Raw genomic sequence first — 24,809 nt, 5'->3', positions numbered from 1 at the left:
TTTTGTAAACACAACAAAAAAGCCGCTCCAGAGTTTCTGGAGCGGCTTTTTTGATAAGATGGAGGGGGCGTTTACACGTCCAGATTGGCAACCTTAAGGGCATTGCCAACAATGAAGTCGCGGCGTGGTTCAACAACATCCCCCATGAGGGTTGTAAAAACATCCCCTGCTTCTTCAACATCTCCTACACGGACTTGCAACAGGGTGCGCATAGCTGGGTCCAAAGTAGTTTCCCATAGCTGTGCATCGTTCATTTCACCCAAACCTTTGAAACGATTGATGGCAAGTCCTCGGCGACCCTGCGCAAGAAGGCGGGTAAACAGATCGGATGGGCCATTCAACTGGTGTTCTGCTGTTTCGAACTTTAACACAACACCTGTTTCAAAGTCTTTTTGCAAGCGTGCGAGTTGCGCGGTCAACCAGCGTGCGTCTGCTCCAGCCAATGTGGCAGGGTCAATACGATAAACTTCGCCAACACCACGCACGTTACGTGCCAGTTCCACCCCATCCACGCTTGCGGCGGCCTTCCAGCCCTGCTCAGTTGCGTGAGAGGCTGCATCCAACCGCTGCTGGAGTATTGGCATGCGCTGCTGGAGAAGGTCCAGATCTGCCGTTAGAGCACCGGCAAGAGCAACCTGTTCCACAATCCATGTTGGAATACGGGTAGATATCCGCGAAATTGCCTGCGTGGCCTGGCGAATGAACGGAATATCTGCTTCCAATTCAGTTCCGCTTACAATCCGGCTATCTGCATAGATAAAGCTTGCATTGTTGAGGGCTTTATCCAGCAGATACTGCTCCAGTGCAGCGTCATCTTTCAGGTAAGTTTCTTCATTCCCGCGCTTTGCGCGATAAAGCGGCGGCTGAGCAATGTAGAGATAACCACGCTCAATCAACTCAGGCATCTGGCGGAAGAAGAATGTGAGGAGAAGCGTACGGATGTGCGAGCCGTCCACGTCAGCGTCGGTCATAATGACGATGCGGTGGTAACGGAGTTTTTCAATAGAAAAACCACCCTGATCAACTTCACCCCGGCCAATGCCTGTTCCAAGGGCGGTAATCAGTGTTCCAATTTCTGCCGAGCTGAGCATACGGTCAAACCGTGCGCGCTCTACGTTCAGAATCTTACCTTTTAGGGGAAGAATAGCCTGAAAACGCCTGTCCCTGCCCTGCTTTGCTGTTCCACCTGCGGAGTCACCTTCCACGATAAACAGTTCTGCTTTGGCGGGATCCCGTGCCTGGCAGTCCGCCAGTTTGCCCGGTAGGGACGAAACATCCAGAATGCCTTTACGGCGGGTGAGCTCCCGCGCTTTTCGTGCCGCTTCACGCGCGGAGGCAGCATCCAGCACTTTGGAGACGACAATCTTGGCTTCTTTGGGGTGAGTTTCAAACCAGTGGGCAATAATATCCGCAGCGGCAGTATGCACCACGGGTTGCACTTCGGAAGAAACCAGCTTGTCTTTAGTCTGGGACGAGAATTTAGGGTCAGGCACCTTAACCGATAGAACGGCGGTCAGACCTTCGCGCATATCCTCTCCCTGCAAGGATTGCGCATCTTTTTTGGCAATGCTTTCCGCGTATTTGCCCACAACACGGGTAAGTGCCTGACGGAAACCCGCCAAATGCGCCCCGCCATCGCGCTGAGGGATATTGTTGGTAAAGCAGAGCATGGTCTCGTGGAAGCTATCGTTCCAGCTCAGCGCAAATTCGACCTTGATTCCATTATCCGGATTTTCAAGACTCCCGGTAATAGGAGGAGTGATGAGGGAGGTGCGTGAGCGATCCAGCCAGTTTACAAAAGCTTCAAGCCCGCCTTCGTAATAAAATTTTTCTTCACGGACAGGTGTTGCGCGTGCATCCCGCAGAACAATCTCCAAACCGGAGTTCAGAAAAGCGAGTTCACGCAGTCTGCGTTCCAGAATGGCAAAGTCAAATTCAATACGCGGGAATGTTTGCTGGCTTGGTTTGAAGGTAACCTGTGTGCCAGATTCTTCTTCTGATGGGCCAACGACTTCCAGCGGGGCATCACGCTCACCGTGGCTAAAGCGGATACAGTGCTCCAGACCGTTACGCCAGATACGCACTTCCATCCATTCAGAAAGAGCGTTGACAACGGCAGCCCCAACGCCATGCAAGCCGCCAGAAACCTTATAGGAGTTCTGGTTAAACTTGCCCCCGGCATGGAGGCGGGTCAGCACCACTTCGGCAGCACTTATGCCTTCTTCGTGGTGCATGTCTGTTGGAATGCCGCGGCCATTGTCGCGTACGGTTACGCTGCCGTCTGCATTGAGGGTGAGAACACAACGCGTTGCAAAACCGGCCTGAGCCTCGTCTACCGCGTTATCAATGATCTCGAATGCCATGTGATGCAGGCCCGAACCATCATCAGTATCACCGATGTACATTCCGGGCCGTTTGCGGACAGCATCAAGCCCCTTCAGCACAGAGATAGACGCGGCATCATACTCTTCGGTACCAGCAGATGGCGTAGGCTGAGAGAGGTCTGTCATAAGAATGCTGCACTCCGCAAAAAAAGAATGGAAGCCATTCTTCCTTATACTCCGCACATGGCTTTGGGACCAGCGTGGAAGGCAGCTTTTGTCAGATGTTTGGCAAAAAAGCACCGTGTTTGAGGGTGGCAAACTGCGCATGGCCCTGTAGTGGGGCGAATGGAGCACAATCCGTGCCTGTTATGAGCACAGTGCTTTGAAAATTTAGCAAAATATTTTGCAAGGAATGTCTGCGCTGTTCGTCCAGATGAACCAGAGGTTCGTCCAGCAACAGTATGGGGGCTGTGCCTCTGTGATCCCTGACTAGTTTGGCATGGGCCAGAATGAGTCCGATCAACAGGGATTTTTGCTGGCCCGTGCTGGCAAGAGCGGCCGGTAATTTTTTTTTAAGATCAGTCAGTTGGAAATCACTTTTATGCACACCTATGCTTGAGCGTCCTTTTTCCCGGTCTAAAGCGCGTGAGGTAGCCAGTTGGTGTTTGAGCCAGTCTTCCACCTGCAGGGCAGCATGGTTATCAAGCTGGTCGGCAATCGCACAGGTCAGTTTGATCTGCACGGCAGGGAATGCTTCCATACCCTGCTGGGCATAAAGGTTTATCTGGTGGGCTGTTTCGTTACGTGCTGCGGCGATAGAGACACCATGGCGCGCCATGGCAGATTCCAGTCCGGCCAGCCAGACCTGTTCATGCGAACGGGTTTGTAGCAAGCGGTTCCTTTGGCTCATGGCACGGTCATAAGCGGCAAGTTCACGGGCATGATGGGGATATGCTGCCATAACCAGCCGGTCCAGAAAGCGACGCCTGCCGGATGCACTTTCGCTGAATAGGCGGTCCATCTGAGGGGTAAGCCATATGGCGGCGAGAGGATTTTCCCACGCGTTCTGGTGACGCAATGGTTTGCCATTGAGTAAAAAAATACGACGTGGAGATTCCGTACCAGCTTGTAGGCCTGTGCCGAGCTCCATACCGTCCCCATCAACCATAATGCGGGAGGCAACAGCCCATTGTGTACTTCCGTTCTGGCCCAAATGGCTCAAAGGAGCAGCACGCAACCCGCGCCCTGGAGTCAGGAGAGAGATGGCTTCTAGCAAGTTGGTTTTGCCACTGCCATTTTCTCCGGTCAGAACGACAATGGGAGAATCTGGATAGAGAGTTAGCTGCTCGTAATTACGAAAGTGATAAAGAGAGAGTTTGGTTAGTTGCAACCGAGAGGTCGGTCGCTCCCCCTTGTTTGCAAACAAAGGGGAGGTAATAGGGTGGTGTGATGTTATGCTCACACGCGCATCGGCATGAGAACATACAGGGCTGATGGAGTATCCACATCGCGTACAATGGTGGGAGATGCGCTGTCTGCAAAGCAGAACTCGACTTCTTTTTCCACCTGATCTGTAATGTCGTTTAGATAACGGGCCTGAAAGCCGATTTCTAACGATTCAGCATCGTAGGAAATGCGATTATCATCCAGTTCTTCCGTGGCTGTTCCCTGTTCGGCACTGCTGGCGGAAAGAGTAAGCAGTCCAGGCTCAAGAACAAGTTTGACCGGTCGGGAGCGTTCCTGACTAATGGCTGCAACACGGGCCACTGCATCGGAAAAGTCTTTTTTACCAACGCGCAGAATACGGGTGTTATTGCGAGGAATAACGCGTTCGTATTCAGGAAAAGTGCCATCGATCAGTTTGGAGGTCAGGGTGATTGGTCCAACGGTAAACTGAATCCGTGTTTCGGACAGTGCAACGGCAATGTCTTCGGGGGCTTCATCGACCAGTTTACGTAGTTCTGCCACTGTTTTGCGCGGAATAATAACCCCCGGCATACCAGCGGCACCGACTGGCATATCGGCTTCTACACGTGCGAGGCGATGTCCGTCTGTTGCGACTGCTCGTAGGAGTGGCGTACCATCAACATCGGCCACGTGTAGATAAATACCATTCAGGTAATAGCGCGTTTCTTCCGTGGAAATGGCAAACCGGGTCCGGTCAATAAGAGAGCGGAGTACAGTGCCATTGAGCTGGAAACGGTGAGGAAACTCCCCTGCTCCCATGGATGGAAAATCATCTACACTCAGTACATTCAGGCGTGTGGCATAACGACCGGCACGCAGTTGTAACTGGCCATCACTGTCCGTCTGATCGAGTTCGACGTCTACCCCATCTGGCAGTTTGCGCACGATCTCGTACAGCACGGAGGCTGGTGCGGTTGTTGATCCTTCCCGCATCACTGTAGCGGAAATGGTTTCTACAACCTCAATTTCCATATCGGTCGCCTTCAGGCACAACTGCCCATTGGCGGCCTGCATAAGCACGTTGGCAAGAATGGGAATAGTGTTGCGTTTTTCTGCCACGCTCTGGATATGAGCCAACGCTTTAAGGAGCGTTGCGCGCTCTGCCGAAAATTTCATTGATCCCTCTTCCCTGCACGGCAAGGCGGATACTCCTTGCTGGAGACCGCGCCCGTCTTATCCACTTTAAAACTAACAGGTGGTTCTTATCAGTCAATCCTTTTGGATATGCTGGTTTTTTCAGCTTTCCAGCATACGACGCATCAGTTCCACATCTTCTGCAAAAGCAGCATCCCGTTCCATCAGTTCTGTTACGCGCTGCACGGCGTGCATGACGGTCGTGTGGTCACGATTGCCAAATTTGCGACCGATTTCGGGCAATGAACGGCTGGTTAACTGCTTGGCAAGATACATGGCAACCTGCCGGGGACGCGCGACATTTCTGGCGCGCCGGGCGGAGGACATGTCTGTCAGGCGGATATTCCAGTGTTCGGCCACCTTTTTCTGGATTTCCTCAATGGTTACGCGCCGATCGTGTGCTTTGAGAATATCATGAAGCACATCCTGTGTAGCTTCCAGCGTAACGGGGCGACCAAAAAGGTTGGCATGTGCAATGAGGCGGTTAAGCGCACCTTCTAGCTCACGCACGTTGGATGTAATTTTGTGTGCCAGAAATTCCAGCACTTTGCCTGGGACGACAACACCAGAAGCAGCCGCTTTGGCTTCCAGAATGGAAATGCGCAATTCAAAGGTTGTGGCGTGAATATCGGCCACCATCCCACAGCCCAGACGTGTGCGGAGCCTGTCTTCCAGTCCGGAAAGATCTGAAGGAGACTTGTCGGCAGAAACTACGATCTGGCGGCCAGCATCGACCAGAGCGTTAAACGTATGGAAAAACTCTTCCTGCGTATTGTCCTTGCCGATCAGGAACTGGAGATCATCGATCATCAGCACATCTACGGAGCGAAGCTGTTCCTTGAATTCGATCGTGGACTGAGAGCGGATGGCCGCAATAAAGCGGTACATAAATTTTTCAGCCGACATATAGGCAACGGAAACATTGCCACTTCTGACCAGTTCCGCACCGATGGCGTGCATGAGGTGGGTTTTGCCCAAACCAACGCCACCATAAAGGAAAAGCGGGTTGAACCCGACACTGGAAGGCTTTTCAGCGACGCGACGTGCGCAGGCATAAGCAAACTCGTTTGGCTTGCCGACAACGAATGTCTCAAACGTAAAGCGGCTATCCAGTGCTGTTACAAGATCACTCCGGACTTCAGGTACAGGTTTGGTACCTGCCGTGCTGTCTTCGGTTGCCGGTGCGGCAGTCACTGACGCAGGTGCTACATCTGCGACCTGAAGGGGGGCAGGATCACCCGGTCTTGCGACCTGCAGTTCAACACGGCGGAGTGACGGAATTTCACTGTGCCATAGTTCGCTCAGGCGATCGCCGTACTGGCTACGAACCCAGTCCCGCAAAAAACGGGTTGGCAAAAGAAGGGTAATTTCGTCACCGTCAATCGGACCAAGGGCGATCTGGGTAAGCCAGGTACGGTACTCAACCTCTCCGACCTCACCTTTCAGGCGGCCACAGATACGCAGCCACGATTCCGCAAGCCCTTTGTTGTTTTCCAGTGGGGAAAAGGCGCTTTCGTCATCGTCCACTCCGATTGTCATTTTTGCTCCCGAGCGGTCATAGAGGCGCATGAGTATGCGCAAAAAACCAGCAGGCCCGCTGCTTTTGGCATCGGTTCCCGGTCTGAATTTATTCTGCTGTGTACACCTTGTTTGGCGGGACCGTGGATAGCTTCTTGGTCAGGCTTACTCAAGGGGTATTCTGCCAGAATAAAGCAGTGTCATGCCTGTGGGCAATAAAAAAGCGTTATAAGGCAGAGAGCAGGGCGCAGGCAGTCAGGGCTTGCACAAAAAACAAAGCCGAACCATCGGCATGATGATTCGGCTTTGCCACAAACAATCACAAAACAACCGAATACGGTTGCCAGATTGCTCTCTTATGCTGTTGCCAGTGCCTTGATACGGGCAGACAGGCGAGAGATCTTGCGTGCAACGGTGTTGTGGTGCGCAACGCCTTTGCTTGCAGCGCGCTGGATTTCGGGCTGTGCAATGCGCAGGGCTTCACGTGCGGCTGCCTGATCCCCGGATTCAATCGCGGTTTCTACTTTCTTGATGAAAGTACGCATACGAGATTTGCGGGCCGTGTTACGGGCAGTCCGCTTCGCGGTCTGCCGGATGCGCTTACGCGCCGAAGCGATATTCGCCATGGGTTTCTATTCTGTCCAGCACTAAGAAAAAAATAAGGTGCCGACGCGCCGAGGCCCGTCTGCACAAAGAGTAAGCGGTGCTGTAATGCACGCATGTGCTTTCCGTCAAGCACGATCAGGGGCAAGCGCTCGAATTTTACCCGTTTTTCTGGTGGAGAGGGCAGAAAAAAGTGGTGCGTCCAGCCTGCGTCATATGCTGCACGCCCACGCATGTGGGTGTGCCGGGGCATTTTGGGCATGGCTGGTTTTTTTTACCATAAACCTGCCATGCGTGTTGGAAGTAGCCAAGACCACCCTCTGGGCGTGCGTAATCTTTAAGGCTGGATCCTCCCGCTGCAATGGCTTCCTGCAAAACAGCACGAATTGCCCGCACCAGAACGCCAGCGGCTCGCGGAGTTAAATTGCTGGCTGGCATAGTGGGGGAAATGGATGCCCTGAACAGAGCCTCACACACATAAATATTTCCCAGCCCGGCAACAACGTGCTGGTCCAGCAAAAAAGGTTTTATGGGCATTCGTCGCCCTTTGCCCGCGACAAGCAGTGTTTGAGCGTTAAAACCGTTGCCTAACGGTTCTGGTCCCATATTGATGAACGCGCGGTATGTTTCTTCTTTATCTGTGGGGATCAGATCCAGCATACCAAAACGACGTGGATCAATGTAACCGCAGCGTTTGCCGTCGTCCGTTACAAAGACCACGTGTTCGTGGGGTTCTGGTGCGGTTGGAGAATCGAGCAGGATACGTCCGGACATGCCTAAATGCAGGACAATCGATTGTCCGCAGGACAGGCGAATAAGAATATATTTTCCGCGCCGATAAAAACTCTGGATTGTGGCACCCGTAACCTGCTTCGAAAAATCGGCAGGAATCCGCCATCTCAGGTCATGGCGACGGATGATGGTTTGCATAATTGTGCGATCCTGCAGGGCGATCTGCATACCGCGCATCACGGTTTCTACTTCGGGGAGTTCCGGCATGGCTATAAAGCAGGGTATAGAGGAAACCCATGACCGACAACTCTTTTGCGCCCTCCCCCGCTCCTTCTGACGTACCAGTGGAAGAAACGGATTTTGGCTTCCGCTCCGTCAGGAAGGAAGAAAAGAAAAACCTCGTCCGCGGCGTGTTCGACAGCGTGGCCGGACAGTACGACGTGATGAATGATATCATGTCGCTCGGAATCCATCGAATATGGAAACGCATATTCGTAACGGAGCTTGGTCCCCAGCCCGGACTAACCTTGCTGGATCTGGCTGGAGGCACGGGGGATATTTCCTTCGGCTGGCTCAAGGCGGGTGGTGGTCCCGTTGTTATGACCGATATTAATCGCAGTATGCTCTCGGTCGGGCGAGACCGTGCACTGAATCGCGGACTGGTGTCTGACCTGTCTTTTTGCGTAGTGGATGCTGAGGCTATTCCTGTGCGTGATATGTCCGTGGATCGGGTATCCATTGCTTTTGGATTGCGCAATTGCACGGACAAGCTGGCGGTAATTCGCGAAGCGCGGCGTGTCCTCAAGCCAGGTGGCCGCTTTTTGTGCCTTGAATTCTCTCGTGTGCAGGTTGCTGCACTGGCGCCGATCTATGATGCGTGGTCCTTCAAGGTTCTGCCTGCTATGGGTGGTCTGGTTGCCAAGGACCGGGATAGCTACCAGTATCTGGCCGAGAGCATTCGTATGTTCCCCGATCAGGAAACTCTGGCGGATATGTTCCGGGAGGCAGGTTTGTCTCATGTGCGCTATCAATCCCTTTCTGGCGGGATTGCCGCGATTCACTCTGGTTGGCGCATCTGATCTGGTATGTCTGCAGCCTCTCCCTCCCGCTCGGTTCTGCTGATTGTTGGCGGTAGTATTGCGGCCTTCAAAGCACCGGAACTCGTTCGACTTCTGCTTGCAGAAGGTGTTCAGGTTCGCTGCGTTCTCACCGAGGGTGGTCGCCAGTTTGTAACCCCGTTAACGCTGCAGGCACTGAGTGGGCAACCAGTGCATACGGACCTGTTTTCTCTCACCGCTGAGCAGGAAATGGGGCATATCGCTCTCTCTCGCTGGGCGGATATTGTGCTGGTTTGTCCTGCATCTGCCAATCTTCTGGCGCGTATGGCGAACGGTATGGCAGATGATCTGGCCGGAGCCTTGCTATTGGCGACCAGCGCGCCAGTTATGGCTGTCCCGGCTATGAATGTACGGATGTGGGAGCACCCTGCCACGCAGAACAGCGTTACTGTTCTGGCTGCCCGTGGCGTGGATATTCTACCGCCTGTGAGTGGTCCCATGGCGTGTGGAGAGTTTGGCCCCGGCCGTATGCCGGAACCATCTGATATTAAAGATGCTGTCTTGGCGTTTTTTCGTCGAAAACAAGCAGAGGTAGGTTCTTTGGCGGGGTGCCGGGTGTTGGTGACTGCAGGTCCAACGCATGAACCGCTGGACCCTGTGCGTTACCTTGCCAATAGATCGTCCGGACAGCAGGGGTTTGCCATTGCTTCGGCTCTGGCTGATGCCGGTGCGAATGTATTGCTTGTGAGTGGTCCAGTCTCTCTTTCTCCACCAGCGGGGGTAAAGTATCTGGTCTGTGAGACTGCTCGTGAGATGTACGCTCTTGTTATGGAGAGTGGACAGTTTGACGTGGCAGTCTGTACGGCTGCTGTGGCAGACTGGCGACCAGCACATGAAGCTGGGCAAAAAATAAAAAAAACAGGCGAAGCTGATGTAGCGCCCCCTCTGACCTTGGTACCTAATCCGGACATTCTGGCCGAGCTTTCAACCAAAAGCGCGGGTCGTCCCAAGTTGGTTATAGGCTTTGCTGCGGAAACTGAAAATGTAATTGATCACGCCAAAGCCAAGCGTGAGCGCAAGGGATGTGACTGGATTGTGGCTAACGATGTCAGCCCTCACACAGGGGTTATGGGGGGGCAGGACAATCAGGTCGTGCTGATTACCTCAGACAATGTTGAGCAGTGGCCCAGAATGAGCAAAGCGGACGTGGCAAAACAGATCGTAGAACGTATAACGGTCTGGATTTCTGAAGAACGGTGATACGTAAATTTATTAATTCTTAAGGAGTAGTGCATGTCCGCCTTTGAACAACAGACTGGAACCGTAGCAATCAGGGTTCGGCGGCTGTCTCATGGAATGGACCTGCCTCTTCCCGCCTATGCAACCTCTGGTGCCGCAGGAATGGACCTTTTGGCAGCAGTTGATGCTCCAGTAAGCCTGGCACCGGGACAAAGAGCACTTGTGCCCACAGGGTTAAGTATTGCTTTACCCGAAGGTTATGAATTGCAGGTGCGTCCCAGATCCGGGCTGGCACTCAAGCATGGCATTGTGTTGCCAAATGCGCCGGGTACCATCGATGAAGATTATCGTGGCGAAGTTTGCGTGATTGTTATGAATGCAGGTCAGGAACCTTTTGTTATCGAACGTGGTATGCGTATTGCACAGGCTGTGATTGCCCCAGTTGTCCGCGCGACATGGCTTGAGTGTGATGATCTGGATAAAACCGAGCGTGGTGCGGGAGGGTTTGGCAGTACAGGAACAGGAGCATCATGAACGACCGAAAGCAGGAATTTTCTTTTTCTCCGGAGTTGTGTTCCTCGCTTCCTGCGCCATGCCGGAACCGTAAAGGAATATGGTTGGCTGGGTTTATAGTTTTTTCTGCTATTCTATTTGCTGTGAGCTGGTTGCCTGCATTGGGTGCCAGCGGTACGGGTTTTGCTCCAGCGCTGCCGTTGGAACTGGTTTATCTGCCCAATTATGTGGTGCAGACCATAGGGCGCATGCTGGCTGGCCTTATGTTGTCCCTTTTGTCCGCCTTGTTGTGCGTAGGTTTCATTTTCAGAAGCCGCTGGGCTGCCAGATGCCTCCTTCCCTTCATGGATGTCGGGCAGTCATTTCCGGTTTTGGCTGTTCCTTTTTTGGTTATTCCTTTCCTGCATTATCAAATGCCCGCACAGGCTGTTGGCGCGGAGTTTGTTGTTGTCCTGACCATTTGGTGTAGCCAGTTCTGGGGGATGGTGCAGGTGATGTGCCAGCGTTTTTATGGCGTGCCAGCAGAACTGGAAGACGTTGCCTGTTGCTTTGGTCTCACATCTTGGCAGCGGTTCTGGCAATTGGAGGTTCCGTTTGCCATTCCAGCATTGGTGCGGAAAACCATGCTATCCATGGGGGGGAGCTGGTTTGCCGCCTTGTATGCAGAAAGTGTGGTGCTTGACGGTCATAACTGGCTTTTTGCTGGTCTTGGGTCATATGTTCGACAAGCCGTGAGCGATAGAAATGTGGCGGCATTGCTTGTTGCACTTCTGGTCATGCTGGGCGTTATTGTTCTTTTTGATCAGTTCTTGTTTCGTCCCCTATCTGTATGGGCTGTGCGCTTCCAACCCGGAAAATCTGGCGAAGCACCTCTTGTGGAGCCTTGGTTCCTCAAGCTTTTACGCCGTACACGTGTCTTTCGTCTGTGCATTCTTTTTTGCGTAGGAATTGGACGTAAATTTAGCCGACTGCCGCTGGGCGCACGTTATGTTCAGTTTAATGAGGATGAGGGTGTCGACGCAAAGCATGCCCGTATAAGGGGCTTTATGGCTATTGCGCTGTTTGGATTGATTGGTGTGCTGCTTTGGCCACGGTTTTATGCACTCCATGATTTGCCCATGATTTCCACAGCTATTTTTTCTTGCGGAATAACAGGCTTGCGTATTCTGCTTATGGTAGGGCTGGTTTCTCTGGTTTGGATACCACTTGGGGTATGGCTGGGATTACGCTCTTCCTACACGGGACGTGTTGAAAGATTTATCCAATATTGTGCGGTGTTCCCGGCTAATTTGCTTTTTCCCTTCTGGGCCATGGCGTTTGTTGCATGTTCTTCCATGCCGCCTATCTGGCAATCTCCTCTCATTGTGCTGGGGGCTCAATGGTATATTGCACTGGGAGTGTTAGCCGGGGCTGCGGCTTATCCTTCTGATCTGCTGGAGGCAGCACGCAACCTGAATGTTAAAAGAGGGCTTTGGTGGCGCAAGGTTCTGTTGCCGGGTATTTTGCCCTATTATTTGGCAGGGCTGGTTGCCGCGACCAGTAACGCGTGGAATGCTGCCATTGCAGCAGAATGGTTGCAATGGGGGCCGCAGATTATAAGCGTCAATGGCATTGGAAGCTTTATGGCGAATGCAGCGACCCAAGGGAATGTCAGTGCTGTTGCATTAGGTGCAATCGTTATGTGCCTGTTTATGATGCTGCTGAATGTATTTTTGTGGCGTCCTTTATCTGATTATGTTGCCCGCCGCCTGAAACTGAATTGAACGGACTGACCTGTAATGGTGTTTCCCTCCCAATCCGGACGCGCTGCGTCGCATCAGACTGTTCTGGCGGAGTTGCGGCATGTCCGGCAATTCTACCACAAAGACAGTACCGCAGATGTACAGGTGCTGGATGACGTCAATCTGACTATTCATGCGGGGGAAATTGTTGGTCTTTTGGGCCGGTCTGGGTCCGGCAAATCAACCTTGCTGCGCATTATTGCCGGGTTGCTGCCGCCGACATCTGGTGAAGTTCTGTGGAAAGGAGAACCACTTAAAGGCCCAACGCAAGATGTAGCTGTTGTGTTTCAATCCTTTGCGTTGTTTCCATGGATGACAATTGAAGAAAATGTCGCTCTTGGACTGGATGCAAAAGGAACGCCAGCGAATGAACGTGATGCCTTGGTGGAAAACGCCATAGATCTGATTGGCTTGGGTGGGTATGAGAATGCCTGGCCCAAGGAACTCTCTGGCGGAATGCAGCAACGTGTTGGACTTGCTCGGGCCTTGGTTGTTAACCCGGCACTTCTGCTGATGGATGAACCGTTCTCAGCTCTGGATGTGCTGACAGCCGAAAATCTGCGGACTGATTTGATCGAATTATGGTCAGACAACAAGCTGTCCGTACAGAGCATATTAATTGTAACGCACAACATTGAAGAAGCGGTGTTGATGTGTGATCGGATTGTTATTTCATCATCTAATCCGGGTCGCATTGCTCACGTTCTGCCAGTCCCCTTCCCTCATCCGCGTAACCGCGAGGATGCGGCTTTTCGGCAACTGGTCGATCATATTTATGCTTTGATGACGCAACGGGCTCCGATTATTTCCGAAGCGGATCTGATGCACCGTTCCACGGCTGCGACATCCATGGCACCAGCATTCAGGGCGCTCGTACCAGTCTCGATTACTATGATGATTGGCATGTTGGAGGCTTTGGCTGCCCCTCCCCTTAATGGAAGGGCTGATTTGCCTATGTTGGCGGAAAAACTACAACTTGAGCTTGATGATCTGTTCCCGCTCGGGGAATCTTTGGAGTTGCTTGCTCTGGCGGAGCTGGAGGATGGGGATATCCTTCTGACCAATGAGGGCGTTCATTTTGTTTTGAGCGATCTGGAAGAACGCAAGGCGATCATGGGTCATGCTCTGCGGCATCATGTACCATTGGTGAAAATGATTTGTGCGCTACTGGATGAACGCCCAACGCATAGTGTTAAAGCTGAGCGCTTCCGGGATGAGCTGGAGGCGAGCATGTCCCCCGATTATGCGCGGCAGACGCTCCAGACTATTATTGGCTGGACCCGCTTTGCCGAACTGTTTGATTATGATGAAGAAAGCGACCGCTTTTTTCTGCCTGATGATAGTCGCGAATAATCAGCCAGCAGGCAGTAAAAGGTGGCTGAGAGTCTGTCGGGCTTTGGCAAGCTTGGGGGCAATCACAACCTGGCAATATCCAGCACTGGGATGTTGTGCATAATAATTGTTATGCTCAGGTTCAGCTGGCCAGAAAGTCGTGAGTGGACATAATTGTGTAACAGGCTTGGCCTCCCACAGATTATGATCTGTTACTGCTTGTAATACCTCTTTAGCAACGGTGTGTTGCTGGGCTGATGTATAAAAAATGACAGAACGATATTGGGTGCCAATATCATGCCCCTGCCTGTTCAGTGTGGTTGGATCATGCAGAACAAAAAAACTTTCCAGAATTTCCCGGTAGTCCAGAATTTCAGAATTCCATGTAAGTTGGACCACCTCTGCGTGACCGGTCTGTCCTGAGCAGACCTGCTGGTAAGTCGGGTGATCGACCTTACCCCCTGCGTAGCCAGTAGTGACGGAAATAATGCCGCGCATCTGGCGATAAACGGCATCCAAACACCAGAAACAACCGCCACCTAATACCGCTGTTTCTGTCATATCCACCAATCCTTCCCAGTTTTCCTCCCCCACCAGCCATGGAACTGATGAGGGAGTAAGAAATTATCAGGCTATGCGGGTCAATGCTGCCTTCAGGCGCGTGCATTCACCCTGCTGATTTTCCAGTCGGTCGCGCATTTCCTGCACAACATCAGGCTTTGCGCGGTTAACAAAGTTTTCATTCCCAAGTTTTTTCTCGGTCTTGGCGACTTCGTCTTCTGCTTTTGCCAATTCTTTTTTCAGGCGTTCTCGCTCAACAGCCAGATCAATCAATCCTTCAAGCGGGATAATGACGGTGGCTTCATCTACTACAGCTTGAGCAGATCCTGTTGGGATATCACCTGTAAGCGAGTTGATTTCCGTCACCCGAGCCATGCGGCTGATGGCTTCCTGCCAGCGCTGGATGCGTTCCAGTGTAAGAGGTGTAGCGTCTTTTAGCAGGATAGGCGCAGTCTGGGAGGGAGGAACATTCATTTCCGCCCGTACGGTACGGATTTCCGTAATCAGGCGGATGATCTGGCCACACTCAGCTTCTGCTTCTTCTGCCCCGGCTGGAAGAATGGGTTCTGGCCAGTCTGCGGCGATCAGGCTGCCCTCTTCACCAAAGCCAAAAGAGTGCCACAACGTGTCTGTTACAAAGGGTACAACAGGTTGGAGCAAGCGCAGGATAACACCAAGCACATAGCCTGCCACGTTCCGAATTTCGGCCGCTTCCTGATCATTTTGAGAGTTAAAAACAGGTTTGGCAAATTCCAAGAACCAATCGCAAAAACGGTTCCAGACAAAACGGTAGCAGGTGAGCGCATATTCATCAAACCGATAAGCTTCCAGTGCACGGGTTGCTTCCGTGATGGCAGATGCGGCTTCGGCTATAATCCAGCGACCTAATGGTGATTGAACCCGTTTGGGGTCAAAATCAACAGGAGCCTTAACTCCGTTCATTTCGCAAAAGCGTGCTGCATTCCAGAGCTTTGTAATAAATGAACGGTAGTCTTCAACCCGTTTGCGACCCAGCTTTACGTCGCGCCCAATGCCGGTAAGAGCGCAGATGGTAAAGCGCATGGCATCGGCGCCGTAATCTTCAATCAACTCCAGCGGATCGATGCCATTGCCTTTACTTTTGGACATTTTTTGTCCGTGCTCGTCACGCACCAGCCCGTGGATGAAGATGTTACGGAATGGCACATCGTGCATGAAGTGCTGCCCCATCATCATCATTCTGGCGACCCAGAAGAAGATGATGTCAAAACCCGTTACCAGAACGTCTGTTGGATAATAACGGTCGAGTTCGGGCGTTTTGTCTGGCCAGCCGAGGGTAGAGAACGGCCATAGGGCAGATGAGAACCATGTATCCAGAACATCTTCATCCTGGGTAAGGGCTTCTGTTTTGCCATAATGGAGTTCGGCCTGCTTGTGTGCATCTTCCCCATCATGCGCAACAAAAACATGGCCGTCTGGGCCATACCACGCGGGAATACGGTGCCCCCACCACAACTGACGGGAAATGCACCAAGGCTGAATGTCACGCATCCACGCAAAAAACGTGTTTTCCCATTGCTTTGGTATAAAGCTGGCACGGCCAGAGGTAATGGCCTCAATGGCGGGACCGGCCAGTTTGCCAGCATCGCAGTACCACTGGGTTGTCAGGCGTGGTTCAATAACGGCCCCACCCCGTTCTGCATGTGGAACCTGATGACGGTGAGGTTCAATTTTTTCCAGCCAGCCGGTTTCTTCCAGCTTGGCCACAATGGTCTTACGCGCCTCTTCCCGAGATACTCCGGCTAGTGAGCGCACAAATGCAGGGTCTGCCAGACCATTTATGGCGTTTAACTCGGCTTCGATTTCATCAAGCACAATGCGTGCCTGTTCATCGAGAATGCTAAGCATGGGGAGCTGGTGCCTGCGACCGACTTCAAAGTCATTAAAGTCATGCGCTGGTGTTATTTTAACTGCTCCCGTCCCTTTTTCCGGGTCGGAGTGTTCATCCGCCACAATGGGGATCAAGCGCCCAGTTAATGGCAGGCGGACGGATTTGCCAATCAGATTTTTGTAGCGTTCGTCTTCTGGGTGAACAGCAACCGCTGTATCACCCAGCATGGTTTCCGGTCTGGTGGTCGCAACGGTAATGCTGGCGCTGTTATCGCCCTCAACCGGATAGCGGATGTACCAGAGATTTCCCGCAACATCTTTGCTTTCTACTTCCAGATCGGAAATGGCGGAGCGGAATGTTGGGTCCCAGTTTACAAGGCGTCTGTCGCGGTAGATCAGGCCCTCTTTGTAGAGCGAGACAAAAACTTCCTTAACAGCGCGAGACAGCCCTTCGTCCATGGTAAAACGCTCGCGTGGCCAATCCAGCGAAGCGCCAAGGCGGCGGAGCTGGCGGGTGATTCCTCCACCGGATTCTTCTTTCCATTGCCACACACGTTCAATAAAGGCATCCCGCCCCATTTCCTGCCGAGTGGTATTGCCTTCTGCTGCGAGTGTGCGCTCGACCACCATTTGTGTGGCAATGCCTGCGTGGTCGGTTCCGGGCTGCCAGAGCGTATCAAACCCCTGCATCCTTTTCCATCGGATCAGAGTGTCCTGCAACGTCATGGTTAACGCGTGGCCCATATGGAGCGTGCCGGTAACATTGGGTGGTGGGATCATGATTGTAAAAGGTTTTTTGTCGCTTGCTGGCTGCGCAGAGAAAGCTTTTTTGCTTTCCCACAATTCGTACAGCCGGTTTTCTGTTTGTGCAGGCTCAAAAGTCTTGTTCAGCATATTTATCCAACCACACCACGTAAAAAAGGCGGCAGGCATCTCGCCCCCGCCTTTGCAGAGCAACTAACAGACCACAGGGTACCTCTGCTTCCCTGCAATATAGCAGAGACAGAAGCAGCAGAGGAAAAACCTTACAGTCCGCGCTGTGTCAGGCGTTCAACTTCCTTGCGCACAGCAGTCTGGACAATGTTTGCCAGATGGGCATCAAGCCATTTTTTGAGGAAAACGCGCACTTCCTGGCGCACGATGTCTTCAACCGTCAGAGACCCTTCATGCGTGACAGCCACTTTTCTCTCCTCATGTTCTCTAAGATATTTTTCTTGCAGGCTTTTCTGCAGAACAGCAAATGAATTGGCGGTATCGGAAACCGTTTCGTCATTCAAAGGGATGGGCAATGGACCAGACATGGTATGTTCAGCCTTTTTGTTGAGTTCGATCTGCCTGAGATCCGTTACAGATAATACTTCATCATGGTCCACAGCCCGCGGTTGCACAAGATCCGTGTTGCGGCCTGTTCGGGCTGCAACAGTGGGATTTGTGGGCACAGCCGGGGTTTTTTCTTCCGGCTGTGCTGTGTCCATCATGGATGGGGACAGGACGAGCACATCGTCGTCCTGATCATCCTGTGGCTCCGGGGCATGTGCTGCTGTAGCCGAAAGGTGCTCATCATGCAGTACCTGCCGAATGGAAGACAGGGTATCTGCTACTGATTTACCTGTCTCTTCAGATGAGTCCTGAGGCGACACCATACAAACATCCCTGCTACTTCTGGCTTAACATTATCGACCCGGCTGGTTGAGCGCATAATCGTTCAACCCCCATAGTCGATCCTTTACCGCGTTATAGTATGCTTTGTCATCATAAAGGGGAACATTCAGTTTCAGATCGGTTGCAGTAAGGCGTCCAATGGCAGCGGCCACATTGTAGGAGGCAATGACCATGTTGCTCAAGCTCTGCACCAGAGCGACCTGAGCCTGCAAAAGGGTTTCCTGTTGCTGCAGAACGGACAGCGTTGTGCTGGTGCCAACCATGGCCTGCCGCTCCACACCATCCAGTGCTACGGTACCAGCCTTGATTGCAATACGATTGCTGGCGATTGATGCTTGGTAAGTGACGAGTTTCTGCCAGTTGGAAACGGCATCCTGCGCGGCGGAGCGCCGTTGAATATCCACCTCCCGGTGTGCTTCTTGCGCCAGTTGTTTGGCCTGCCGAACCCCGGCATACTCCGATCCGCCCTGATAGATGGGAACATTGAAATTGAGCGCAGCATATTTGCTGTCGTTCACCTGATTATTCAGGGCCTGATTGACCTGCCGTTGATAACCCATTGTTGCAGATACTTTGGGCATGATGACGGACATGGCAACGCCCACGGAATCTTTATGAGCTGCTTCGGTAAAAAGTGCGTGAATAACATCGGGATTATTTTTAACCGCCAGTGCCGCGGCTGTCTGTTCGTTTTTAACAGGTAGAATCAGCGGCTGTGGGGGAATGAGGTTAGGAGGCGGGGCCATGCCAACAACCTGCATGTAAGTTGCCTGTGCGGTTTGCAAGGTACCTTCAGACTGCTGACGGGCTGCCTGTGCGGAGGCGTAAGCTGCTTCAGCCTGTGCGACATCCGTGCGCGTGATCTCTCCTACCCTGAATCGTTCGTTGGTTGCGCGGAGCTGCTGTTGCAGAACCCGCTCATTGTTAATGTTTAATTGCAGGAGTTGTTCGTCTTCAATGACGCCCACATAGGCGCTGACAACCTGCTTAAACACCTGCTGTTCGACCGAAATAAGGTGGGCACGGGCTGCCATGACCTGATTAACAGCTTCATGCGTGGCTGCTGTTGTTTTCCCGCCGCTGTAAATGGGCTGGTTAATGGCAACGCCAGCCGAGTAGCCCGGAGTGTCATACCGGCGTAAGGATTGATGCGTGCGCGGATGCCCCACGCCAGCGTAATCGTTAATGCCATTATAGTAAGATAGCCCAACCTGCCCGGTTACTGTGGGGTGCCACCCGGCAAGAGCGGTAGGCACGTTTTCGTCCGTGGCACGCAGTGTGGCGCGAGCAGCCTGTAAGGTTGGATTGGTTAGGTACGTTGCCGCAAGGGCTTCTTGCAATGTGTGTGGAATAAAAGAGGGAGAGCCGCTGCCATCGTACTTTTGCGCCCAGGCGGTTGTTCCACAGAGTATGACCGCCAGACTCAGGCCGGTTCCGCAAATACGCCGCATGAGGCTGCTCCTGCTTGCAAGTTATCGCAATGTGCTCACGGCCTCGTTCAATGCCACGATGTGATATTAAATTCCAATTTATAGTTTGCAGGTTGCTGCAATGCTGTGGTGCTTTTCCGGTCGGAAGTTAAAAAGAAAAAGCAGATTCGGGGATGATATCCGGCAGTAGCGGAGCTTGCGCTTCGAACAGAAATGTTAATCTGAACGGTTTGGAATACCCTGCTTCCCTAACGGCCAGAAAAGCCTCTGCCAAGGAAGTGTTCCGTTGCAATAAGCCGACCACACGGCCTTGGGCAGAGAGTTGGTCGTTGCAAAAATCCGGAAGTGCGGCAACGCAACCATCAAAATAAATCAGGTCATACGGTGCCGAATCTAAAACCCCTTTGTTCAGGGGGGCTTGATGCCAGACAACAGTTGGGGCGTATGTCTGGCAGAATGTTTGTCCAGCCTGTGCGAGTGAGGAGTTCGATTCGAGTGCTGTAACATGCAGGTCAAGGTGCGCAAAAAGAGCCGCCGTATAACCTGTAGATGCCCCTACAACCAGAACACGCTCGTGAGCATGGGGGGGCGTGGCTTGTACAAGACGCGCAGTCAGTAAGGGTTGAGGTAGAACTCTCCCCTGGGCCAGAGGAAGACTTGTATCTGCATAAGCAGCATTTTGCAGATCAGGGCGAACGCATAGCTCACGCGGAAGATGGCGCATGGTGTCCAGAATGCGCGAATCAGTAATTTCTGAGGGGCGAAGCTGGTCATCTACCATCAGATTGCGGGCTTCGGCGTACATGGTTGCATCCATTGACTGTTGTCCCTTAGGCGTGGCGGTGGTCGCATGGGCGTTCATGTTGCGTCCTCTTTCTGATTGACCATCTGCTTAATCGGCATGGAACTGATCCTGTGCGAGAGTCTGTCTGGCATACTGTTTTGAAATTGGCACAACACAACGTCTTGACCAATTTGAAAGAAAAGGACATAAGGCTCTCATCCTACACCGTTGGTCCGGTGGCAGAATGGTGATGTAGCGGACTGCAAATCCGCGTATGTGGGTTCGATTCCCGCCCGGACCTCCATCCCCTCTTAAAAAATAAAAATGCTGATAGCCCTCGTGTTGAGGCTATGTATGATGTTTTTATGTCTTGCGATATTCCAAAATGATGGAACGAAGATAGGGGCATGACATCTGATGTGCTTGGACTAAGGCTTACGGCAGCAAATCCAAAACACTTTCAGGTTCCTGCTATTGCAAGTCAGGCTGATTGCAGATTGACAAAAACATCTGAAGTGCAGGTTATTTTACTTAATTTTATCTATATATAATAAAATACAAATCAGCATGATCCCTGCCCTTGTCCTATTGGATAACAGTAAGTCACTTCTCTGCTGATTTGTATCTGCAACGCAGAGTGTCTTTTTCATCACACTTTTGTTTCTTGTATATATAATAATCAGATTATGGAAAAAATTAAGTGGCCCCGAGGCTTTCTCGCCTTTTTGTGGGTGAGTATGGAACCTCTCACGCACTTTCTATGTTGATAATGATTCGTATTTACATATATGTGCGGTTGCGAATCATAATCATTATTTTCAGGCTGTACAAATATGGGTTCATCTCCTATCCGCCACCACCTTAACCCTGTGCCTTTGGCTGTTGGTCTTGCCATGAGCTGGAACGTGCTGCCTGCTTTGGCTGATGATGCACAGCAGTCTCAGGACCCTGCCAGTCATAGCCATACTGCAAAAAACAACACGCAGCAGGCTGAACACGATGGTGCAGCCAGTTTGACAAATGCCAAAGGGAAAGGGCCTGAAACCCTAAAGCGTGCAGATGGCACCGAGGTCGAGCAATGGACCGTTGTTGCCTCCCCCATGAACACCTTGCGTTCATCCATCGGGTTTAGCCGAATGCAGGATGACGTGCTGCATACCCCACAGACAATTAACGTTGTGCCGCAGATTCTGATGCAGCAGCAGAATGTGAAATCTCTGGATGAGGCGCTCAAGAACGTCCCCGGAATTACGGCTTCTGTGGGGGAAGGTGAAGGAGGAATGTCGGGTGACCAGTTCCTGATCCGCGGTTTTGCAGCACAGAACGATATTTATGAAAACGGTCTCCGGGATTTTGGTGTCTATACGAGAGACAGTTTTGATTATGACCATATAACTGTTATCAAAGGGCCTTCATCGCAGGTGTTTGGTAATGGCACGACAGGTGGCGCCATTAATATTACGACTAAAACGCCGTATGCTGGCAACCATGTTAACGCCAGCTTTTCTGGTGGGAGTGGCGCTTATTATCGCGGCACGTTGGATGTTAACCACAAAATTACAGATACCATTGCTGTCCGTCTGACAGGAATGGGAAATGAAAATAATATGGTCGGGCGTGATTATATTTACTCGCACCGCTGGGGTATTGCACCCTCTATTATTTTTGGTTTGGGTAAAAAAGTTAACTATACCATTGAATATTTCCATCAGACCGACAATCGAATTCCAGATTACGGTGTGCCAGTTGTTACCAAACCTGGTGCAGCGTATGGTAAACCTGTGACTGAATATGGCGTGAACCGTAACAACTGGTACGGCACAACTTATGATCAGGATAATACCTCCACAGATATGTTGACTGGTCGTTTGCAATGGGAGGTTAACAAATACGTCACTGTGTATAACGACACACGTGGTGGTCTTTACAGCCGTTATTATTCTGCATCGCAGGAAGCCTGTGGCACTGCCTGCACCAATGCTTTTTTCTCATCCAATCCGGCAAGCGCCATGATTTCGCGTAATGGTGGTTTGGGTGGCCCCAACCCATACCAGCAAGACGACTGGTCTGTGCAGAATGTTGCCTCTGCTGTTGCCAATTTTAATACAGGTAAAATCAGGCACCAGATCATTGGTGGGGTGGATATTGAACATCTTTATGACCGGCGCCGGAACTATGCGTATGCAAGCACGCGGCCTGGAACCAGCCTGCTTAATCCGTCCATGTATGTGCCTGGGCTTGCTCTTTGTGGTGCGGGTGAATGCGCGTCCAACCTGACCAATATGCCCAATGGTGTAGGCAGGAAGGAATGGAAAACGGGCGATGCAACGGATGTTGGGGCGTTTCTGTCCGACCAGATCTGGTTTGTGCCATGGTTCTCTGTTAAGGCCGGGTTCCGCTGGGACCACTGGAACAGCCATTACAATGCAACCGGAGGCGATGCCTCAACCGCAGATACGCATTTAGGGCAAAAACAGGATACGTTTAACCCTAATGTTAGCCTGATGTATACGCCTAATGACCATGCCATGGTCTATTTCAACTGGGCGGAATCTACGACTCCATTGGGGCTGTATGTAGCGAACAGTTCTGAACCTCTGACACCTAAAAACCAGAAATTTGCTCCGGAACGCAGCAAGTTGTATGAACTTGGTGCAAAATATTCGGCATTTCATGATCGGATTGGCTTTACGGCTTCTATTTTCCGTCTGGAAAAAGGGAACTCGCTGCTTACAGACCCAAGCACAGGTAGCGTCAGCTCTTCGGGCGATACGCAGCGCAACCAGGGTATTGAACTCAGTGTGTCCGGCCAGATTCTGAAAAACTGGAACGTAATCGCCACTTATGCCCGTTACGACAGCCTGACGACTGGCGGTACAGCCAAGGATATTGGCAAACAGGTGCAGTATGTGCCGCGCAATCAGGCAACTGTGTGGAGCACATATGAAATTGCTCCTAAAAAAGCCTACAATCTGCTGGTTGGCGGTGGCGTAACCTGGCGTGAAGGTGTGTTCCTGGACACGGCAAACACAGCCCGTGTTCCTGCCAATGTAGAATTTGATGCCGTAGTATCACATCACTTCGACGATCACTGGAAGGTAAGCATGAATGGCTACAACCTTGCCAATCGCCTGAATTACGGAAATCTGTTTTCCAACCGTGTTACGCCCTCTATCGGCCGGGCCTTCCTGTTCAATCTGGCGGCATCTTACTAATAGAGCGGTATGTTCATGAGCAGGCACACTTCATTTTTGGGGCGTGTGATCGGCAGGAAAAAACGTAGTAAACGTCCTGCCGCTGTCTCATTGCCGGATCATGTACAGGCAATTTTCCAGAAGGCGGCCAATGGTCACCTTCTGGAACAGGTTTTGTGGGGGAAAATTCTGCTTAACAGCGTTTTTATGCCCCCAGACCCTGCACAGGCTTTCACCTGGTTTTCCATTGCTGCGCAAACAGGTTATGGTCCTGCCTATAACATGCTTGGTCGTTGTTACTATTTTGGCTGGGGTGTTGATAAAAATTTGCCTCAGGCTGTCCATCATTATGCAAAAGCAGCAGAAGCAGATGATGACTGGGGGCGTTATAATCTGGCCATTCTTTATATGCGTGGTATTGGTGTGGAGCGCGACTTGCCCAGAGCTTTTCAGTTTTTCCAGATGGGTGCGCATAATGGTCATGCTAAATCCATGAACATTATGGCCCGTTTTTATGAAGAAGGCTGGGTTGTGGAAAAGCAGTCGGCAACAGCCATAGATTGGTACCGTCGTTCGGCCGAGAGTGGTGATTACCGTGGTTGCCATAATTATGCGACCATTCTGGCAGAGCAAGGGCACCTTCTGGCTGCGCTAGACTGGTGGGAGCGGGCTTTGCCAGAGGCAACACCAGATATTCTGATGGCGATGAGCCAAGCTTTACCAACAATCGAACATCCAAAAGCTGGAAATTTGTTATTGACGGTGAGAGAGCGATTGCAATGACAAATGTATGATTTGAACATATTGAAATTTTTATTGTTCTGACAGGTTTTTAGGGGTTTGGTTTTTGATTATAATTTTTATTAGTCAATAATACATATAAAATAGAAATAGCCTTAAGGTAATACCATGCTTGTACATATTCCAGGCTTACTAACGCAGGATGAACTGACCTATTGCCAGGCAACACTCAAGGCTGCTCAGTGGGGTGATGGTCGTGAAACTGCGGGGCAACAGTCTGCAAAGGTTAAAAATAACCTGCAACTTCCTCAAAATTCTAAAGAATGTCAGGAACTGGGGCAAATTGTACTACGCGCATTAGGGCGGAACACTATTTTTAATAGTGCAGTTCTTCCATACCGGGTAAGCCCCCCGTTGTTTAACCGATATGAAAATGGAATGAGTTTTGGGGCTCATGTAGATAATGCAATTCGTGGAATTTGGGCGGGAGATATTCACACACGGATCCGTACAGATGTTTCTTCTACACTCTTCTTTTCAGACCCAGATGAATATGATGGTGGGGAGTTGACCATGCATTCCAATGGTCATGAGCAGACAATCAAGTTACCTGCTGGCGATATGGTGCTTTATTCGACCACGGTTTTGCATAACGTAGCGCCAGTAACGCGAGGTTCCCGATTGGCAGCTTTTTTCTGGTCTCAGTCAATGATTGCGGAAGAAAGCAGAAGGCAGATACTGTTTGATCTTGATATGCAGGTTATGTCTTTACGTGACAGATTGGGGGATATGGACCCGTCTGTTCTATCTTTAACTAACATCTACCATAATATGATGCGGCAATGGTGTGTATTGTAAATTATACAG

Annotated in this window: 20 protein-coding genes and 1 tRNA gene; 10 read left to right on the top strand and 11 right to left on the bottom strand. The window is 51.4% G+C overall.

What is annotated here, in order from left to right; all coding sequences use genetic code 11:
• Positions 1-71: 71 nt before the first annotated feature.
• From gyrB to mutM, 6 genes are all read right to left on the bottom strand, one after another.
• Positions 72-2,510 (bottom strand): DNA topoisomerase (ATP-hydrolyzing) subunit B, encoded by a 2,439-nt coding sequence (gyrB, locus tag Absy_RS07320; RefSeq protein WP_048854087.1) that lies wholly within the window; start codon positions 2,508-2,510, stop codon positions 72-74.
• Between the two features lie 91 nt (positions 2,511-2,601).
• Positions 2,602-3,714, bottom strand: a complete 1,113-nt coding sequence (recF, locus tag Absy_RS07315; protein WP_048854086.1) for a DNA replication/repair protein RecF — start codon at positions 3,712-3,714, stop codon at positions 2,602-2,604.
• Between the two features lie 68 nt (positions 3,715-3,782).
• Positions 3,783-4,907: a DNA polymerase III subunit beta gene (dnaN, locus tag Absy_RS07310; protein ID WP_048854085.1), complete on the bottom strand. Its 1,125-nt coding sequence runs from the start codon at positions 4,905-4,907 to the stop codon at positions 3,783-3,785.
• A gap of 120 nt (positions 4,908-5,027) precedes the next feature.
• Positions 5,028-6,464, bottom strand: a complete 1,437-nt coding sequence (gene dnaA, locus Absy_RS07305; RefSeq protein WP_048854084.1) for a chromosomal replication initiator protein DnaA — start codon at positions 6,462-6,464, stop codon at positions 5,028-5,030.
• A 335-nt stretch (positions 6,465-6,799) separates the two neighbouring features.
• On the bottom strand, positions 6,800-7,069 hold the full coding sequence (gene rpsT / locus Absy_RS07300) for a 30S ribosomal protein S20 (protein WP_048854083.1): 270 nt from the start codon (positions 7,067-7,069) through the stop codon (positions 6,800-6,802).
• Positions 7,070-7,205: 136 nt separating this feature from the next.
• On the bottom strand, positions 7,206-8,045 hold the full coding sequence (gene mutM, locus Absy_RS07295; RefSeq protein ID WP_048854082.1) for a bifunctional DNA-formamidopyrimidine glycosylase/DNA-(apurinic or apyrimidinic site) lyase: 840 nt from the start codon (positions 8,043-8,045) through the stop codon (positions 7,206-7,208).
• Between the two features lie 29 nt (positions 8,046-8,074).
• Here mutM and Absy_RS07290 point away from each other — a divergent pair, with 29 nt between their 5' ends.
• The 5 genes from Absy_RS07290 (at position 8,075) to Absy_RS07270 (ending at position 13,722) form a co-directional block, all read left to right on the top strand.
• The gene (locus Absy_RS07290; protein WP_048854081.1) at positions 8,075-8,857 is read left to right on the top strand and encodes a class I SAM-dependent methyltransferase; all 783 of its coding nucleotides are present in this window, start codon (positions 8,075-8,077) and stop codon (positions 8,855-8,857) included.
• A gap of 6 nt (positions 8,858-8,863) precedes the next feature.
• Positions 8,864-10,096, top strand: coding sequence for a bifunctional phosphopantothenoylcysteine decarboxylase/phosphopantothenate--cysteine ligase CoaBC (gene coaBC, locus Absy_RS07285; RefSeq protein WP_048854080.1), 1,233 nt, complete (start codon positions 8,864-8,866; stop codon positions 10,094-10,096).
• Between the two features lie 33 nt (positions 10,097-10,129).
• Positions 10,130-10,609 carry a dUTP diphosphatase gene (dut, locus tag Absy_RS07280; RefSeq protein WP_048854079.1) on the top strand — a complete coding sequence of 160 codons (480 nt, stop codon included), beginning with the start codon at positions 10,130-10,132 and terminating at the stop codon, positions 10,607-10,609.
• Between the two features lie 83 nt (positions 10,610-10,692).
• On the top strand, positions 10,693-12,351 hold the full coding sequence (locus Absy_RS07275; RefSeq protein ID WP_158319845.1) for an ABC transporter permease subunit: 1,659 nt from the start codon (positions 10,693-10,695) through the stop codon (positions 12,349-12,351).
• Between the two features lie 15 nt (positions 12,352-12,366).
• Positions 12,367-13,722, top strand: coding sequence for an ABC transporter ATP-binding protein (locus Absy_RS07270; protein WP_048854077.1), 1,356 nt, complete (start codon positions 12,367-12,369; stop codon positions 13,720-13,722).
• Here Absy_RS07270 and msrA read toward each other — a convergent pair whose 3' ends face one another.
• The 5 genes from msrA to Absy_RS07245 form a co-directional block, all read right to left on the bottom strand.
• Positions 13,723-14,262, bottom strand: a complete 540-nt coding sequence (gene msrA / locus Absy_RS07265) for a peptide-methionine (S)-S-oxide reductase MsrA (RefSeq protein ID WP_048854076.1) — start codon at positions 14,260-14,262, stop codon at positions 13,723-13,725. It lies immediately after the preceding gene.
• Between the two features lie 66 nt (positions 14,263-14,328).
• Complete coding sequence (locus tag Absy_RS07260; protein WP_048854106.1) at positions 14,329-17,025, bottom strand: valine--tRNA ligase; 2,697 nt, start codon at positions 17,023-17,025, stop codon at positions 14,329-14,331.
• 131 nt (positions 17,026-17,156) lie between these two features.
• Positions 17,157-17,774, bottom strand: a complete 618-nt coding sequence (locus Absy_RS07255; protein WP_048854075.1) for a DUF2497 domain-containing protein — start codon at positions 17,772-17,774, stop codon at positions 17,157-17,159.
• Between the two features lie 30 nt (positions 17,775-17,804).
• The gene (locus Absy_RS07250) at positions 17,805-19,244 is read right to left on the bottom strand and encodes a TolC family outer membrane protein (protein ID WP_048854074.1); all 1,440 of its coding nucleotides are present in this window, start codon (positions 19,242-19,244) and stop codon (positions 17,805-17,807) included.
• Between the two features lie 127 nt (positions 19,245-19,371).
• Complete coding sequence (locus Absy_RS07245) at positions 19,372-20,085, bottom strand: protein-L-isoaspartate O-methyltransferase family protein (protein ID WP_245614770.1); 714 nt, start codon at positions 20,083-20,085, stop codon at positions 19,372-19,374.
• A 152-nt stretch (positions 20,086-20,237) separates the two neighbouring features.
• Between Absy_RS07245 and Absy_RS07240 the strand changes: the two genes are divergently transcribed.
• The 5 genes from Absy_RS07240 (at position 20,238) to Absy_RS07220 (ending at position 24,800) form a co-directional block, all read left to right on the top strand.
• A tRNA-Cys gene (locus Absy_RS07240) sits at positions 20,238-20,311 on the top strand.
• A gap of 103 nt (positions 20,312-20,414) precedes the next feature.
• The gene (locus tag Absy_RS07235; RefSeq protein WP_158319844.1) at positions 20,415-20,558 is read left to right on the top strand and encodes a hypothetical protein; all 144 of its coding nucleotides are present in this window, start codon (positions 20,415-20,417) and stop codon (positions 20,556-20,558) included.
• A gap of 282 nt (positions 20,559-20,840) precedes the next feature.
• Entirely contained in the window at positions 20,841-23,222 is a 2,382-nt protein-coding gene (locus Absy_RS07230; protein WP_048854072.1) for a TonB-dependent receptor, read from the top strand.
• A 15-nt stretch (positions 23,223-23,237) separates the two neighbouring features.
• Complete coding sequence (locus tag Absy_RS07225) at positions 23,238-23,984, top strand: tetratricopeptide repeat protein (RefSeq protein WP_048854071.1); 747 nt, start codon at positions 23,238-23,240, stop codon at positions 23,982-23,984.
• Between the two features lie 126 nt (positions 23,985-24,110).
• Complete coding sequence (locus Absy_RS07220; RefSeq protein WP_048854070.1) at positions 24,111-24,800, top strand: Fe2+-dependent dioxygenase; 690 nt, start codon at positions 24,111-24,113, stop codon at positions 24,798-24,800.
• Positions 24,801-24,809: the final 9 nt, after the last annotated feature.

The organism is Acetobacter syzygii (assembly GCF_000964225.1).
GTDB classification, from domain to species: Bacteria; Pseudomonadota; Alphaproteobacteria; order Acetobacterales; family Acetobacteraceae; genus Acetobacter; species Acetobacter syzygii.
The sequence above is the reverse complement of the archived record's forward strand: the minus strand, read 5'-3'. Positions and strand labels throughout refer to the sequence as shown.